We start from the raw sequence: 15,880 nt of genomic DNA on the forward strand, positions 1-15,880 counted from the left end.
GAATTGTTAAAGGAACACACATACTGACAGATTTGTCATGCCTCTTGATACTTGAGGACGACCTTGATTAGATCAACCAGGTTCTTTTGCACCCGTGTCCGCGGCAGTTCCCCAGACCTCAGGGCAGCTTCGATTGGGGTGACTAGAGTATCATCGGGATTTCCCGGTGCAAGCCAGCATACTCCGGCGGCCAGTGGAGCTGCCATTCCTTCATCACCATAGCCGTTCCAATCTGTCATGACATAACCCGTAAAGCCAAATTCCTCCCGCAGAATGCCGCGGAGCAGCTCCTCATCATTTGAACAATAAACACCATTTGCCGCGTTGTAACCAGTCATCACCGTGTCCGGCTTGTTTACTTCAAAAGCGGTTTCAAATGCTGCCAGATACAACTCCCGTGCAGTGCGTTCACTCATAATACTGTGGTTGGTGTTGCGCATGGTCTCTGCGTTGTTAGCAAAGAAATGTTTCATGCAGCTGGAGACACCGGATTCTTCGAAGCCACGGCTTTCCTGGCCAGCCATACGACCAGCGAGGAACGGATCTTCACTGAAGTACTCCGTATGCCGTCCGCAAAGTGGATTCCGCTGCAGATTGAGAGCCGGAGCCAGCAGACAGTGCAGGTTCATGTCTTTGGCTTCACGGGCAATGGCTTTACCCTCAGCATAAGATAGCTCCTCGTTGAAGCTGGCGCATACCGTAGTGGAGACGGGGAAGCCAATGTTGACCTCAAACATGTTGAGACCATTGTTTCCGTCTGCGAAAAAATAGTCCGGGATCTCATATTTATCCAAGGCTTTTTCATTAAAAAGAGTTCCCGCATACCCGTTGTCCTCAATGCCCCATCCAGTGTGTCCGCCTACACTCATCCGGGCTAACTCATAGTCGGTCATCTGGGCCACGAACTGTTCCACCAGCGCAGGATTCTTCACCAGATCTGGAAAGCGGATTAGACGGTCTGTGGTATGTTCAAGGGGAACATCATCGTTGCCAACAGCGGTACGGCTGTTTTTAAAAGGAAGCTTTCCCTCGCACTCCTCCGCAGTATAAGCTTTGGTCATTTCACCTTGAGGATAGGTCCCAGCAAGGTCCTTGGCGGACAGCTCCTTGACCAGGAATGGAGGTGCCACCCTATTCTTTACCTGAGCTACAACGATCTTGTCGGCAACGTCCACGGACCAGACCTTTTTCGCCCTATTGGGCGCACCTCCAAGAAGAAAGCTAATTTTTCCCGGTTCGATGATCCATGCTGCCTCAGCTTCGCTGTAGGATTTCAAACGCTTATCGCTGACCTCCAGAGATAAAATCTGGACCTCGCCGGGGAGCAATTCCTTAGTCTTGGCGAAGGCCACCAGACGCTTGTCCGGTTGCTCCAGTTCTCCGCCGTCAAAGTGAGCATAGAGCAAAACGACTTCCTTACCCGCTCTGGTTCCGGTATTTCTGACTTCAACGTCCATCTGCGTACTACATACATCCGTTTTGACGACTGACTTCAGCTCGGTATCAAAGGTCGTATAACTAAGACCATGACCAAACAGGTAGGCTGCAGGTTTTTGGAAGGTATCGAAGTAGCGGTACCCGACATACAGCCCTTCTTCATATACTGTGGCTGCGTATTGAAATGGGGCTTTTCCGGATTTATTGGCGATCTGATCCTTGGTCAGAAAGTTAGGAGCACTTGGATAATCGTCATAGTCGTAGGCCCAGGTGTTGGGCAGCTTGCCGGAGGGATTGACGGTGCCTTCAAGAATTTCGGCCAGGGCGCGACCGCCAGCCATGCCGGAAAGCCCAGTCAGCAGAACGGCATTCACACCATATTCCTCAATCCATGTAGTTTCAATAGGATGGGCCACATTCAGAATGGCAACCGTTTTATCAAAAGCAGTGGTGACTCTCTGAATTAGCCCCCGCTCTTCATCGGTCAGGTAATATCCACCCTTGTCCTTCGGAGCGTCATGGGCTTCACTGCTGCCGCGGGTGATAAATACAACAGCGGTGCCGCTGCGGTCCTTGGCGCGTGCAACCACATCCTCCGGCGGAAAGACATTCTTCTCTTCGGTATAAAATTCATACAGCTCCTGGTTAAGCTCTAGAGATGAGTACTTCTCAATGCCCTCCTTAACTCGGATGCCATAACGGGGATTAATTTTACCAGCACCCAGACAGCCCAGTCGGAAGACCACGGCGGCAGCGCCAAAGACGTTCACATAGCTACCTGATGACAGGGGAAGCGTATTATCATTTTTCAGCAATACTGCGCCTTCACGGGCTGCCTGCAGCACGATGGCGTCGTGCTCCGGATATTTGACCCCGGGCTCGATCCGGGGCAGAGTCTTCAGATTGAAGATGAACTCCGGAATCTCGAGACCATCGGTGTCATAGGCACCCGCATAACGAACCTTATATTCCTTGTTGTATTCCAACAGGTATTTCCGGACAATGATACCTACCAGTTGACCAAACATCGCCGTAGGCTTTTCGATCAATGGGGCTTCCGTGGCCTTGCCATCGATATAGACCATTCCGGGCTGCTGGGGATCGATGTGCTTGGAAGATTTGATACAGAAGCAGCCAGAATAGACTAAGGAGATCATAGACTCCCGGCGATCCATTTCGTCAAGATTGTACACAGGCTTTTGGAGAAAAGACATAGCTGCCTGGTTGTCGTCATGCAATCCAGCAAGTAACTCAAATGTTCCGTCGTTTGGCATAAAATTCCCTCTTTTCTTAGTCATGGTGCATCCGGCTTTCGCCGGACTATGATTTAAAAGTGCATCATTAGTGCTCTCCTGTGCGCTTTGCAACTTAATTATAGGTTCTCGTAATTAGTCGATGATATAAAGGAATATAAACATACATATCGCATTTCAAGTTCTTTGCATGCATGAGCCGCTCATTGCCTTGGTCTAAGGCATTCTATCCAAAGTAATGTAATCCGTTGTTAATTTTCTCTTTTTGGATCATTGATTACAGTAAGCAGTTTAGGATAACTAACTAAGTAACTGAATATCAACGATTGTCAAACAAACGATTCGTTGCTCATTTCTTTTAGTATAAAGGTCGCGGCGGTAGTCTATTATGTATATAATTTTATATTTATTTATTGATTGCCATACATTTCGTGCTGTTGACTGTCGTTATAATGAACTGTTCGACCAGCAGATCATATAACGAAAAAATGGATAAATTCTGAAGCCAAATATCCATGGAACCGGAAGCTGAAGCGTTGTTCTGCCTCCGGTTATCCCTCCAACACCGATAACTGGGTGCTATAAAAAGAAATCTGTATATTTCCCACTATGCACGAGCGATTTTCAGTACTCTTTTCGACAAAAATCTATTTCAGTTCACTGTAAATCAGGCACATTGGAGAATTGCTTGAGTGCTGCATCTATCTGTTCAATGGCGTTTTCCGGCTGGCCAATCATTGTCATCAGATCCCGAAGCTTGATCATCTTAAAAAACGGGGTCATATTCGACCCTTTTCCGGTTTTCTGTGCTACAATCGCGTCCAGAACCTCAATGACCTCTGCAAGCAGCTGTTGCACTGCTACCGGCTGCTTCCGCAAATGCGCCATGGTACAGTCTGCAGACAGCATTTCGTCCCAGTCTCCGCTGACTCTACCGGTATAAGCAGGGGCACTGAGGCCCTCCGGTTGCAGCGTGCCGAATACATCTGCCAGCCACTCGATGCTGTCCTGTACCCAATGGGAAACACGACTGCAGTTTTTATTGGGATTCAGATAGCTTTCGCCGGTACTAAATCCATGCATACCATAAGAGTAGATGTGAGACTCAAACATGATGCCGTTAGCAAGCAGCGCCTTCTCAAAGTCCACCGTGTCCTGAACAGGCACGATATTGTCATTTCGGGTAGCAAACAAGAAAACCGAACAAGTATCTTTGTCGACATCATTAATCGGCGAAGGCATACCTGGTTGGCACATATCGGCCGTTTCCTGCGACAAAGCCGCATAGCCAAGGATCGCCGCATTAGGTCTGTGTTTTCCTTTAGTAGCTGCACAAGCGGCCAGATGTCCACCGGCCGAAAACCCGAGAACCGCAATTTTGTCCGTCTGCACATGCCATTCATCCGCCTTGTTCAGGATTAGATCCATGGCCTGCTCGTAATCATTCAGTGGATTAGGCCAATCTTTGTGCTCCCCTGTTGAATAACGGAGAATGAAGGCCTGAAACCCAGCCTTCAGATAAGGAGCAGCGACAACCTCTGCTTCCCGGTCGGAGCAGAAGCTGTATCCACCGCCTGGCAGAATCAGAATGGCGGGGCGTTTCTCCAGCTTGCCGAATTCACCGCCCACGTTTTGTATCCAAGCCGAAAACTTCACATTTCTTGTTTCATTTAAAATTATTTCATGTGTCTTCATATGTTCTCAGACTCCCTTTTCTATAATAATAGATGGTCGTGTCTTGACCCCCGCCAGTCTAAGTACTATATGGATAATACGTGCGGCACTGCCCTGGACTTCATCCCGCGTCAATGTGACAGCTTTGTTGGTACCGGCAAGGGCCGTCAGCACATCCGTGTGATCCGCTTCGCCGCCGGGCATCATCACATCGTTGCCAGCCTTAATGCTCTTTGCTGCCGTGGCATAAGGATACTTTTTTATCCCATGCTGAACACCGTTAACGACCCAGTCTGACATGACTATGCCGTCAAAGCCCCATTCCTCGCGCAAAATACCGGTGATAATGTCCTTACGCTCTGAGGTGTGCACCCCGTTAAGCAGATTGTAGGAGGTCATCAAGGCGTAGGGCTGCGATTCTTCAATACAGATTTTGAACCCGCGCAGATAAATGTCCCGTAGGGCTCGCTCGCTGACGACACTGTTGGAGCGGAAACGGTTGGTTTCCTGATTGTTAGCTACGTAATGCTTGATAGTTACGCCACATCCGGGATGACTCTGCACACCACGCGTAATGGCTGCGGCCACTCTGCCGCTGATGAGCGGATCTTCGGAGAAGTATTCATAATTCCGGCCGCACAGCGGGCTACGATGAATATTAAATGCAGGGGCAAGCCACAGATGCACACCGAATCGCTCCATCTCATCACCTACGATATCGCCGCAAGCCCAGCAGAAATCCAGATTCCAGCTTTGAGCCAGAGCCGTGCCGATTGGCAGCGCGGTACAATACTGGTCAAAAATCCTGCCGCTGCGCTCCACTCCTCCCGATTTCTGAAATCCAAGAGTCGCCATCACCTTATCATCCATAAAGTCAACAAGCGTCGGTGTAATGGATTCTCCCACGGCGTAAACACCCAACTCATCAACACCGTACTGGCGGCTGAGCCGCAGACCGGCTGGTCCGTCTGACATGACCAAAAAAGGAAGGCCCTTTTCTTTTAGCCGCGTAGTGGTCTCACCGGCCGCGCCGACCACCGTGAAGGCTGCGTTGCCGATAACGCTGCCGCTTTCATTGCCGGAGCGGTAATTCCCTACACAGAGCCAGGCCAATTCACTGTCTGACAGACCTTCGACCATATTGCTTACAGCAGAGTCGATTTCCGGTATCGCAGGATTCACCCCTGCAACAAAGTCATCGGCACTAAGAATCAATACCGGAGCATTGGCTCTTTTATCGGATTCCCCGGCATAAGTCCATTGCTGAGCTTCCGGCTTCCAGTCCTCGAAATCCGGCGTGCCGCCTGCGTGGGATAGCTGCCGCGTAATTACCTCCTGGTTCATGCGAACGATGCCGCAAATGCGGGTGTCCCGGCTGCTATTGCCCACACGCAGCAGATAATCTCCTGCTTCAAGCACATCAACCGTCCGCTCTGTGTCGTAAGAAGTGAGTTCTTCCATTGCAAAGCTCAGCATTAATTGTTGTCCCTGTCCTGCGTCTAACTCTTCGGTCTTGGCAAATGCTGCGAGCGTCTGGAACGGTTGATCCAGATTCCCGGAGGGAACCGAGACGTACAACTGAACAACTTCCTTGCCAGAAGTAGAGCCCACGTTTTTCACAGTTACGTTCACGTTGACACGGGTACCATCCAGTGAGGCAACAGACTCAACAATACTGAATTTTGTATAGCTAAGGCCGAAACCGAAGGGGAACAGCGGAGTTTGGGATACACTGTCAAAATAGCGGTAACCGACATAGATTCCTTCTCGGTAGCGGGTATCGTCCTCGAGGCCAAAGTCTCCGATTGGGGAATAATCTTCCCAGGCCGCCCAAGTGGTCGTCAGCTTGCCGGAAGGACAGCTTTTGCCCAGAAGCACGTCAGCTAATGCATCGCCGGTGACCACACCAAGCTGGGACAAAATCAGGATGTTCGGTACTTCCATTACCGGGGTAAGGTCAACCACACCGCCAACATTCAGGACCAGCATGAACTGTTTGTAGGTATTGGCAATTGCCCTAATGTCGCGGATTTCGGTTTCTGTCAGCAACAGGTCACCGCCTACGACATTACGGTCAGATCCTTCTCCCGAATTACGAGAAAGCACGTAGATCGCAGTATCGCCCGCTCCTTCAATCGGCAGTTCATATTCCGGTTCAGGCATCACCGCGCCCATTCCCAGCATGATCGCTGGAACGCCGGTGGCTTGAGCTTTGAACTTGATGCCAGCGACAAACTCCTGATGAGCCAGCTCCTGCACACGATCGTAACGATCCATCCAGTCCTTGGTGGTGATTGTAAACCCAGCATTCTCCAAGCCTTGCTCTACTGTGACATAGAACCGAGAGTTCACGTCACCTGAGCCGGTACCGCCTTTGATCGTCTGGCGTGAGCCACTGCCGTACAGAGCGATCTCGCCGTTTTTGCTAAGTGGGAAATCGCCATTTGCCTTCAACAGAACCATACATTCTGATGCATGACGCCGCAAGGTCTCAATATGCTCCAATTCATAGGGATATAACTCCAATATCATCGTTCTCCTTTATTTGGTGATCTGTTTAACTTTGTCACTATATACTGCTAATTTAGGCTGAAGCACACCACTCAATGATCAGGAATCATTTATGGTGGCTACACTCTTAATTATAGGTGAGCGCATTTTGACGAATATATAGAGGAATTCAATCATATGTATCGCATTCTTAATGTGACTTAAGTGATTGGCTCAACCCAGTAGCCTATTACGAATATGAGGAGAATACAGCTGGAAATGTCAAATGCAAAAAAACAGCTGACGCCGGAATTGTCCGGTTACCAGCTGTTTTTACGTTAAATACATCCAGTTTATCTATAGAAGACTACGCTAAATTTACTGCCTCTTCCCTGCTCGCTTTGTACGATAATATCGCCATTGCACAGTTCTATTATACGTTTTACAAGAGGAAGTCCAAGCCCGTATCCTTTTTTAGCATGAGAAGAATCACCCTGAAAGAACTTGTCAAACAGATGAGCTTGCGTATGTTCATCCATGCCTAATCCGTGATCCTGAATACTAAAATGAATCTTATCATTAACTATGACAAGGGTGATTTCAATCAAACCATCTGTGTTGGAAAATTTAATTGCATTATCTAAAAGATTGATCCAAATCTGCTGTATCATTTCTTCATTGCCACTGTAAACCACTTCGTCTAATTTCAAATTAATGGTTATGGCCTTAACTGACCACTTAGGTTCCATTAATATAATGGTTCTTCTGATCTGCTCGTCCAACCTAAACAGATTTTTATCCATTAGAATTTCAAGATTCTCATATTTCGCCAAAGTAAGCACATTAGTGGAGAGCGTAGCTAAACGCTCGGATTCTTTAATGATAATGTCAAGATATTCTTGTCTTTCTTCCTCAGATAAAGGATTCTCCTTTAGAACTTTGGCAAAACCACGAACCGAAACAATAGGTGTTTTAAATTCATGGGAAAAGTTGTTGATAAAATCACTTCTCAGTGTCTCAATACCTGCCAGTTCTTTCGTCATTTTATTGAAGCTCTCCGACAATTCTTCCAACTCTCCGATACCTTTCAAATTGACCTTAACGTTAAAATCACCAGCTGCAACCCTGTGGATGGAGTCAATGACCTTGCGTATGGGATTTAATGCTTTTTTGCTGAGAAAGGCAGTAAGTGAAGTTCCTATCAATACGCATAGGCCAAAAAGAAAAAGAATGGAGAGCAGACGTTCCCCGAATCCTTGATTCGGGGACGGAGCAAGTGAAATAACACCGAGATACTGAAGGAGAATGCTACTGCCAATTAGCAGTAGAAATGTAGCGACCAACACACCGAAAACAAACATTACTAACGTAATAGTAAGACTTATTCGTTTGCGAAAAAAATCTTTCATTTGGCTTGGAGCACCGCCTTATAACCGAGTCCTCTAACCGCGATAATCTCAAACTCATTCCATTCTCTGAAACGGTTCCGCAAACGATTAATATGAACTGTAAGTGTGTGGTCATCTGTTGAAGATTCCATACCCCAGATTTCATCCATTAGCTGTAAACGCGTGAATATCATGTTTGGATATGAAAGTAATTTAAATAACAGGTGAAATTCCTTCGCTGGAAGGACGTTAACTTCATCTGCGCGTGATACTGCCAGCTTATCGTAGTCGAGTACAACGTTCCCGATGGTTAGCTTTTGTTCACTGGCAATCCGCGCTCTTCGAAGGAGCGCTTTAATCCGGAGAACGAGCTCCTCTTCATCTACTGGTTTTATCATATAATCATCAGTACCAGCAATAAATCCTTGCCTCTTATCTTTCGGCTCCTGTTTGGCTGTAACCATCAGAATCGGGAGGTGTTCCGAGAATATCCGAAGTTGCCGTGTCAATTCATAGCCGTCCATATTCGGCATCATTAAATCAAGCACCACTAAATCAATATGCTGACTCTCAATAATCTCAAGTGCTTGTATCCCGTCTTCGGCCCAGTATGTTTTAAATCCTCTCGTTTGCAAAATCACACACATTAACTTTCTGGTACTTTCGTCATCCTCTACCACTAATATATTTAACATAGAAATATCTCCTTCTATTACTAATATGATGTCTCATTTTACCGTTGAAAAGTAAATTGAACATAAACAACATCGTCCAAATCAGTTGATTTTCAGTTTATTTTATACAGTTATACTTAGGGCATGCAAAAGATGGTTCAAGTGTATCACAAATAATCATGATTTTAGACGCACAGAATATGCCTCAAAAAAACATCTGCTAACAAGTAACAGGAGGAATCAGCATGAAAAATCCAATTGATAACGTATCAGACGAAATGAACGGAAAGATGCTTAAACCTAAAAAAACTAAAAGGAAGAAATTACTTAAGATAACCGGCATAACTTTACTCGCTATAGTTGTTCTATTTGGCTCTTTGTTTCTGTATGTTAGTTTTCGTCCAGGAATTATAGTTGGCGGCATACAGAAATTAATGTATGGGGATTCACCAATTAATTCTTTTGAACCTTTGCAGGAACCTATTAAAACAACGAAGGAAAATGGAGTGCATTATGTAAGTGACTTGAGATATGCTGATGAATATCCAAATAGTTTTCTGGATATATCTTATCCAGATGACGATATGACCATAGATCGACCAACCCTTATTTATTTCCACGGTGGAGGATATTTTGCAGGCTCAAAATCAATGGGAGATCCATTGGCAGCGAATAACGATTCAAATTATCTATATGATAGGCTTGTATTAGAAGGATATAATTTGGTGAACGTAGATTATGCACTAGTTCCAGATCACCATTTTCCTGTACCAGTCATTCAAATGAATCAGGCAGTCAATTATCTAGTTGGCCATGCCAAAGAATTAGGACTCAATATGCATAATGTTGTTATCATGGGAGGTTCTGCTGGGGCAATTATGACAGCACAGTATGGTGCCATCTTATCTAATCCTGACTATGCAGAAACTTTTAACTTCGCAGAATCGCCAAAATTAACTACAGATGATGTTAAAGCACTTGTTGTTGATGATGCACCACTTGATATTCCCTCTTTTGATAATTTTTCAATTAAAGTACTTGTATCAAATTATTTAGATGATTCTGTGTTCTTTAATAATAAAGAGAAAGCGAATCAGTATAATGCAATTAACTATATTAACAGCGATTATCCAGCGACATTTCTTACGGCTGGGACTGATGATGGATTCCCTAAGGATATGCAGCATATGTCTGATAAACTGACAGAAGCTGGAGTTGATAATCTTTACTTTTATCCAGACATTAATAAATACGGAAAAACAAAACATGGTTATATGTCAAACTTGAAGAACGATCCTAAAGCTGCGAAGGATAGCTATGAAGCGATGGTGGAATTTATAAACAAATACACCAATAGTAAATGAGTCTGAAATATTTAAAGATCAAATCCAGCAAAACATTTTGACTTTGATGAATAAAAATTAATATTAAACTAAAAGTCCAGCAGAATTATTGCTGGACTTTGTTATAGATACAGGGCTATATGATTTCAATAATGAAACTAAACAACCGTTCCCTGATGGAGGATCAGGAAACGGTCTTAGAGCAAAATCACCCTTGTGTTAAGATCGTTCAAGTGCTGCTTAAGCCACCTGCTCAAATTCCCACAATTAATGCAGTATTGTAGTAAACCTTATTTTTCTCTAAGTTCAATCGAAGAGTCTACCGTATGATTTGTGTTTGAGGGCATCATTAGCATTTTAAAGTTTATATCCATTAAAATAATTTCATGAGACTCACTAATTAACTGGCAGACTTACCGATAGTGAATTGGTATTATTAAACATCTTTATATACTGAGTGAGTATCCCAACTTTAATGGACTTCGTAATAATAAGAGTAAGAATGACTATTCCAACGATGAGCAAGCAAACTTTCAGGATTTTCAACATACACTCCTCCCCTATAGAGTTAGCAGCTTAATTCAAATCAGCTAACATCTTCAACAGATAACAAAGAAGAATTCAAGAAATCCTTTTGAATAGAATAACATCAATACGGCATATCACTATTCAATACGTGACGCTTTATCCGTATCTAATACCAACTGTTCGCCACTTCCCTTTAACCACTGCATCGGTTCAACAGATACATATTACTTCATATAGATAAACTGAAAATCAACGAATCGAAATACTTGGAAGAGCACGTTTTGCTGATATAATCCAGACTTTCAGCCTCACGTACATGAGGATGGCCCTTAGAATGTAGTTACCTCTTAATTTCTTTTGTACTCTAGGAAAGTAGGGAACTTCATGTCAAATTCCAGTCTGGTAGGGAACTTTATGTCACTAAAAATTGACACAAAGTTCCCTACCAAAAATTAAAAACTCCTTATTTTATAAGGGTTTCTTGGTTGGCAACTTTATGTTGTTCTACATCTTTAAGCAAGTAAATATTATATCAGAATATATTCTGTTTTTTTGTAAATGTTAGGAGTGGTAGATTCTGAATGCTCCATCCTCTGAGGTGAGGTTTTTTATGGACGCGCCATCACATTTTTATTCAAGTAATTCTTGGGCCGAGTCTCACCTAAATTGATTACCTTCAATTAAAATCAATTTAATATATTTCGAGTTCGGAGCATTGTTATGCTCCCGGCCGTTAAAAAAAGCAGTTGATATCGATAGTCAGCTGCTTTCTTGGGGATATTTAAACTGTCGTTTCCCGTTAATTTTATAGTTCATTTAAAACCTTGATGATTTTCCATAGTTTGTGGCAAGCGGTCTTCAGCACCATCGGTTGACGCCAGTAAAAACCATCGCCTTCGTATTCCAATTAGTGTTTTTAGGAATAATCAGTGTGCGCCCTTCATGAATTGGACAGTTTAATGAGATCATGTGTTTTCAACGAAGATTAACGGTTCCGATTAGTTGTATTATCAACATTTTACGTAACTATTTTCTGCATTATTATGATTCCGCTATAAGCTCCTTTATCATTGATTCAAAATGCTCCCAATAAAACCCTTTCCCATAGGTCCACCCGCTTGAACGGAGTTTCTCGCCTAAATAAATTTATGATATTTTATGTAAATAAGTAGAATTAATTTACTTTTTTTCGAAAAAGTATATACAAATACCGCTAAATATTACATAAAATAAGTATCTATGAAATAAATAGGTTATAATCCAAATATTTAAATTAAAGTGATATGGAGGAACTTTTCTGTGAAATTTAAAAAAACCATTGCATTTGCTCTAGCTGCGGGAATTTTGATGGGAGCTTTATCTGTTCCAGTAACAGTTATGGCTAGTCCAGCTCCTGTGAAAACCGTTTCTGTTTCCAGTTCCACACTAAATGGAAGTAGTATTTCAACAATACCTTCCAACAAACTCTCAAACACAGTTATTGTGACTCCAACTGCTCAAAAGAACGGAGATGTAAACACTCAAAATCTCATTTCTAACGTTATAAAAAAAGCTATACCCTCTGCATTACGTTACGGTGGAGATTATTTAGGTAAACTTCTTTCAAAGCTCAGCCCTTCAGCGGGTAACTATGTCACAAAATATTCTGGCAAGATCGCTGACTTCTTAGACTCTAATACAAATTGGCAAGAAAATATTATTGCAACCGGCCTTGTAGGTATCGGGGTTCCACCAGCAGAAGCGTATGAAATTACAAAATACATCGTGTGGTTAGCGGGACTCTAAAACTAAAAATGAGTAAAAATATACTTTACTTCTGATGAAGTAAAGTATATTTTTATTTAAATAAGGAATTACCACTAAAAAATGGGATATGAATGGGAGGGATTATGAATTCAACACATTGGCTTGTCATATGCATACTGCTTATTATTCTGTTACTGGGGCTAAATTTGATAATCAATTACATGAGTCGTAAAGATAAGGAAACCCCACCTTCTATTATGGTGAAGATATGGCTAATTCCTTTACTAGCTTCTTTGATCATCTTGCCGATGGTTATTTTCACAACATTGTATGGTTTGTATTTCTATAATTTCGGAAAAGTGAGTAACTTTATAAATTTCAACCAAATAGGAGATATCATTGTTTTTTCTGTACTTATCATTATTGGATTTCTAATTTTTGAAACCCTGGTCCATCCCATTATTGTTACTATTTTAAATTACGGATTGAAGAAACAGGTTTCTATTTATACTCGGAGTGCTATTACGCTTATTACGGATAGCTTCATAATTTACATTTTAGCTTCTAGCTTTAATGGCATATATATTTTAGATTATTGGTCTGCTCTCTCTATAGCCGTTTTTTATCATATTATCGACTGGGGATTAGTACTGATCTTTAAAGTTGTAAAAAAATAAAACAAAACAATACAAATGACCTAGATGTCTAATGAATTATCTCCCGAGGAAATACTTTTCATATATATATTTATGTTCTCCCTACTGGCTAGTTACATGATATTTAGAGACTACATAATCTCTTCCTCCGTATCATTGGAACGCAGAAGAAGACTAACCGATCAAAAAAGTGGTTAGTCTTCTTCAATGATTTTATTATTAAGTACATTTGTCTCTGTAACAGAAGACATCCTTTGAAGTTCCGGTTCACCGCAACTAACCTACCATAAGCTTTGAATCTCTCTCTATTTGAATATGAAAGTTTTGCATCATATGATGTAGGAAACCAGTTTTCTTCAGGTGGGGGTGCTTATTTGAACAAGAATACTAAATGGGGCCTGTTAGTCTTCGTTCTTACTGTTTAATGATTTAATAACGATTAGATAAACGCCTAATCGACAATGAGAACATGTTCTTGTCCTCAGTAGCTAGTTCTAGTGCCAATATTTCTTTTTTTTAATACGTATCCGTTTATTTTTATCGAGCTGTTTATTCCATAAAAAATTGAAAACTGTGCTACAGTATGCTGAGATTTAAATCACATCGTTTTCTATTTTGATGCTCATCTAATCGGCAATCGGACTATGTTCTTGTCCTCAACCAATAGTTCCATTACCGATATTTCGTATTTTTAATACCTAAACACTTGTGTTTACCTTTTAAGCGTATCAGTTGTCCCATAACAATTTGAATATTTTCATGTATTAAGGTGCTTAATGAGGTTTTAAGTACATATGGTCATTGTTTAGAGATATATCTAATCGGAAATAGGAACATGTTCTTGTCCCTCTCGGCAATCGGTAGAAGTTCTTGTCCTCAACTGACAGTTTCAGTCTGATATTTCGCTTTTTTAATGTCTAGCCGATCGTGTTTAACCTCTCAGCGTGTCAGTTTTCCTTAAACAATTTGAACATTGTTATGTATCATGGTACTTAATGAAGTTTGAAGTGCATGTGCTTAATGTTTAGATATACACCTAATCGGCAATCGGACTATGTTCTTGTCCATTCCGGTAATCGGTACAAGTTCTTGTCCCTCGACACAAAATGATCCTCCAATCAAAGAAGCAACGTGACTAACATAACCTCTTTCTTCATGGATATCCCACATCTTCCTCAGATCTGAAACCCCTGCCAAACTTATTACGCTTTGTATAGGTACAAGGAGAGTAATACCGATCTCGTCCGTTTGAACATTGTTAATTCGGGATGCCAACCAAAGAGCCAAGTGTCCCCCTGCTGAATGCCCAAGGATAATCACTTGAGAAAGATCGAGCTGAAAGCGTTCCTCAAGCTGGGTCAGGTGATTTACAGCTTCTATAACATCATTAAATGTTCCTGTCCAACCTCCGCCATCTTCTCCGACTCTACGATACTCAATATTCCAAGTAGCATATCCTCGACGAGTCAAATCTTCATCAAGTGGGTCATTTTCTTCAAGTCCATATTTCGATTGCCAAAAACCACCATGAATCGTAACAATTACTGGAATACGTCCAGACAACTTTGGCACACGCAATACACCGAATTGGGATGGGTGATCACCATATGGTATATGAATAACTTCTGTCATGTAAGAGCCCCTTTCATTATATAATTAATATATTTTCTTCGAGACCATGCTGCTTCTTTACTTCAATAAGAACCACAACTTTTCCTTTTTGAATTATGGTACTCGTTAGCTTTGTAAGTCTTTATATTATGTTGAACTATCCTGCCCTTTAGCTTAATAAATGCATCAATCCAGCAACTGCAAACGAGCAAACACCTGCTAAAGCAAACCATGTAGCAACTTTCTTCTTTATTTCACGGTCTTCCTTAGACTCTGAATAAAAATTACCTCTTTGTTGGTAACCAGTCGTCCATGCTCCAATGCAAAGTCCAGAAACAAAAAGGAGAATGATCCCTAGAAAAATAAAAAAATTCATATTTCATCTTCCTTCCCAATCGCCCTAGTTTTTAATAAAACGTTTATTACAGGGAAAGGTTGCAAGCGAAGAAGTGAAGTTCTATTTACATTAATCTGCCCGTTGGCTTAATGAAATACGGTAAAATACCGATTAGATATACGCCTAATCGGTAATCGGACTATGTTCTTGTCCATTCCGGCAATCGGTACAAGTTCTTGTCCTTGGCTCGGGACACGAACTTGTACCGATAAAATAAAAAAGCCGCTAAAATAGCGACTTCAATGGGACTATGTTCTTGTCCCTCGACATTTCAAAATATAAACAACGTTTTACTTTTAAACAATGTCATATCATAATAGAGGTATGTAGGATAAAGAGTACGTACTTCCTTTGAGATTCCCATCTTCCAGATAAAATCCCAGGTTGTTTAGTCATCACCATATTTCTCAACATGAAATGCCAATATTTCTTCATGCATCTTTAGGTTATTCTCTAGAGCCTTCTTTACGCCGAACTTAAAACTTAACAAAAAATCATCCAGTTTGTAGGCACTTATCCATTCCTTTAATCATTGAACTAACCTGCCCATTAGTTTAATGATTAAGAACAAAATAGCGATTAGATAAACACCTAATCGGCTTAAGAACATCTTCTTGTCCACACGGTAATCGGTTCAAGTTCTTGTCTTTTTTACAACTACTACGATCTAGGCAATGTGTTCG

Annotated in this window: 10 protein-coding genes; 3 read left to right on the forward strand and 7 right to left on the reverse strand. The window is 42.1% G+C overall.

Annotated features, from left to right (window positions below; translation table 11 throughout):
• Positions 1 to 35: 35 nt before the first annotated feature.
• The 5 genes from AB3N00_RS24730 to AB3N00_RS24750 form a co-directional block, all read right to left on the reverse strand.
• Entirely contained in the window at positions 36 to 2,711 is a 2,676-nt protein-coding gene (locus AB3N00_RS24730) for a glycoside hydrolase family 3 protein (RefSeq protein ID WP_413036938.1), read from the reverse strand.
• 636 nt (positions 2,712 to 3,347) lie between these two features.
• Positions 3,348 to 4,385: an alpha/beta hydrolase gene (locus AB3N00_RS24735; RefSeq protein WP_413036939.1), complete on the reverse strand. Its 1,038-nt coding sequence runs from the start codon at positions 4,383 to 4,385 to the stop codon at positions 3,348 to 3,350.
• Positions 4,386 to 4,391: 6 nt separating this feature from the next.
• Complete coding sequence (locus tag AB3N00_RS24740; protein ID WP_413036940.1) at positions 4,392 to 6,890, reverse strand: glycoside hydrolase family 3 protein; 2,499 nt, start codon at positions 6,888 to 6,890, stop codon at positions 4,392 to 4,394.
• 317 nt (positions 6,891 to 7,207) lie between these two features.
• Positions 7,208 to 8,263 carry an ATP-binding protein gene (locus AB3N00_RS24745; RefSeq protein WP_413036941.1) on the reverse strand — a complete coding sequence of 352 codons (1,056 nt, stop codon included), beginning with the start codon at positions 8,261 to 8,263 and terminating at the stop codon, positions 7,208 to 7,210.
• Positions 8,260 to 8,937, reverse strand: coding sequence for a response regulator transcription factor (locus AB3N00_RS24750; RefSeq protein WP_413036942.1), 678 nt, complete (start codon positions 8,935 to 8,937; stop codon positions 8,260 to 8,262). Before AB3N00_RS24750 ends, AB3N00_RS24745 begins: the two co-directional genes overlap by 4 nt.
• A 224-nt stretch (positions 8,938 to 9,161) precedes the next feature.
• Here AB3N00_RS24750 and AB3N00_RS24755 point away from each other — a divergent pair, with 224 nt between their 5' ends.
• The 3 genes from AB3N00_RS24755 (at position 9,162) to AB3N00_RS24765 (ending at position 13,210) form a co-directional block, all read left to right on the forward strand.
• A complete protein-coding gene (locus tag AB3N00_RS24755) occupies positions 9,162 to 10,280 on the forward strand; it encodes an alpha/beta hydrolase (protein WP_413036943.1) in 1,119 nt (372 codons plus the stop codon).
• Positions 10,281 to 12,086: 1,806 nt separating this feature from the next.
• Complete coding sequence (locus AB3N00_RS24760) at positions 12,087 to 12,572, forward strand: hypothetical protein (protein WP_413036944.1); 486 nt, start codon at positions 12,087 to 12,089, stop codon at positions 12,570 to 12,572.
• 182 nt (positions 12,573 to 12,754) lie between these two features.
• Positions 12,755 to 13,210 (forward strand): hypothetical protein, encoded by a 456-nt coding sequence (locus AB3N00_RS24765; protein ID WP_413036945.1) that lies wholly within the window; start codon positions 12,755 to 12,757, stop codon positions 13,208 to 13,210.
• Positions 13,211 to 14,206: 996 nt separating this feature from the next.
• Here AB3N00_RS24765 and AB3N00_RS24770 read toward each other — a convergent pair.
• On the reverse strand, positions 14,207 to 14,821 hold the full coding sequence (locus AB3N00_RS24770) for an alpha/beta hydrolase (protein ID WP_413036946.1): 615 nt from the start codon (positions 14,819 to 14,821) through the stop codon (positions 14,207 to 14,209).
• Between the two features lie 148 nt (positions 14,822 to 14,969).
• Positions 14,970 to 15,176 carry a DUF5316 family protein gene (locus AB3N00_RS24775; protein ID WP_413036947.1) on the reverse strand — a complete coding sequence of 69 codons (207 nt, stop codon included), beginning with the start codon at positions 15,174 to 15,176 and terminating at the stop codon, positions 14,970 to 14,972.
• Positions 15,177 to 15,880 lie beyond the last annotated feature (704 nt).

Source organism: Paenibacillus xylanilyticus, assembly GCF_047246825.1.
GTDB classification, from domain to species: Bacteria; Bacillota; Bacilli; order Paenibacillales; family Paenibacillaceae; genus Paenibacillus; species Paenibacillus xylanilyticus_B.

What these genes read in the sequence shown, in the direction of transcription:
- AB3N00_RS24730 (WP_413036938.1), bottom strand. Translation starts at nt 2,711, where the DNA reads ATGCCAAACGACGGAACATTTGAGTTACTTGCTGGATTGCATGACGAC.
- AB3N00_RS24735 (WP_413036939.1), bottom strand. Translation starts at nt 4,385, where the DNA reads ATGAAGACACATGAAATAATTTTAAATGAAACAAGAAATGTGAAGTTT.
- AB3N00_RS24745 (WP_413036941.1), bottom strand. Translation starts at nt 8,263, where the DNA reads ATGAAAGATTTTTTTCGCAAACGAATAAGTCTTACTATTACGTTAGTA.
- AB3N00_RS24750 (WP_413036942.1), bottom strand. Translation starts at nt 8,937, where the DNA reads ATGTTAAATATATTAGTGGTAGAGGATGACGAAAGTACCAGAAAGTTA.
- AB3N00_RS24755 (WP_413036943.1), top strand. Translation starts at nt 9,162, where the DNA reads ATGAAAAATCCAATTGATAACGTATCAGACGAAATGAACGGAAAGATG.
- AB3N00_RS24765 (WP_413036945.1), top strand. Translation starts at nt 12,755, where the DNA reads ATGAGTCGTAAAGATAAGGAAACCCCACCTTCTATTATGGTGAAGATA.
- AB3N00_RS24770 (WP_413036946.1), bottom strand. Translation starts at nt 14,821, where the DNA reads ATGACAGAAGTTATTCATATACCATATGGTGATCACCCATCCCAATTC.
- AB3N00_RS24775 (WP_413036947.1), bottom strand. Translation starts at nt 15,176, where the DNA reads ATGAATTTTTTTATTTTTCTAGGGATCATTCTCCTTTTTGTTTCTGGA.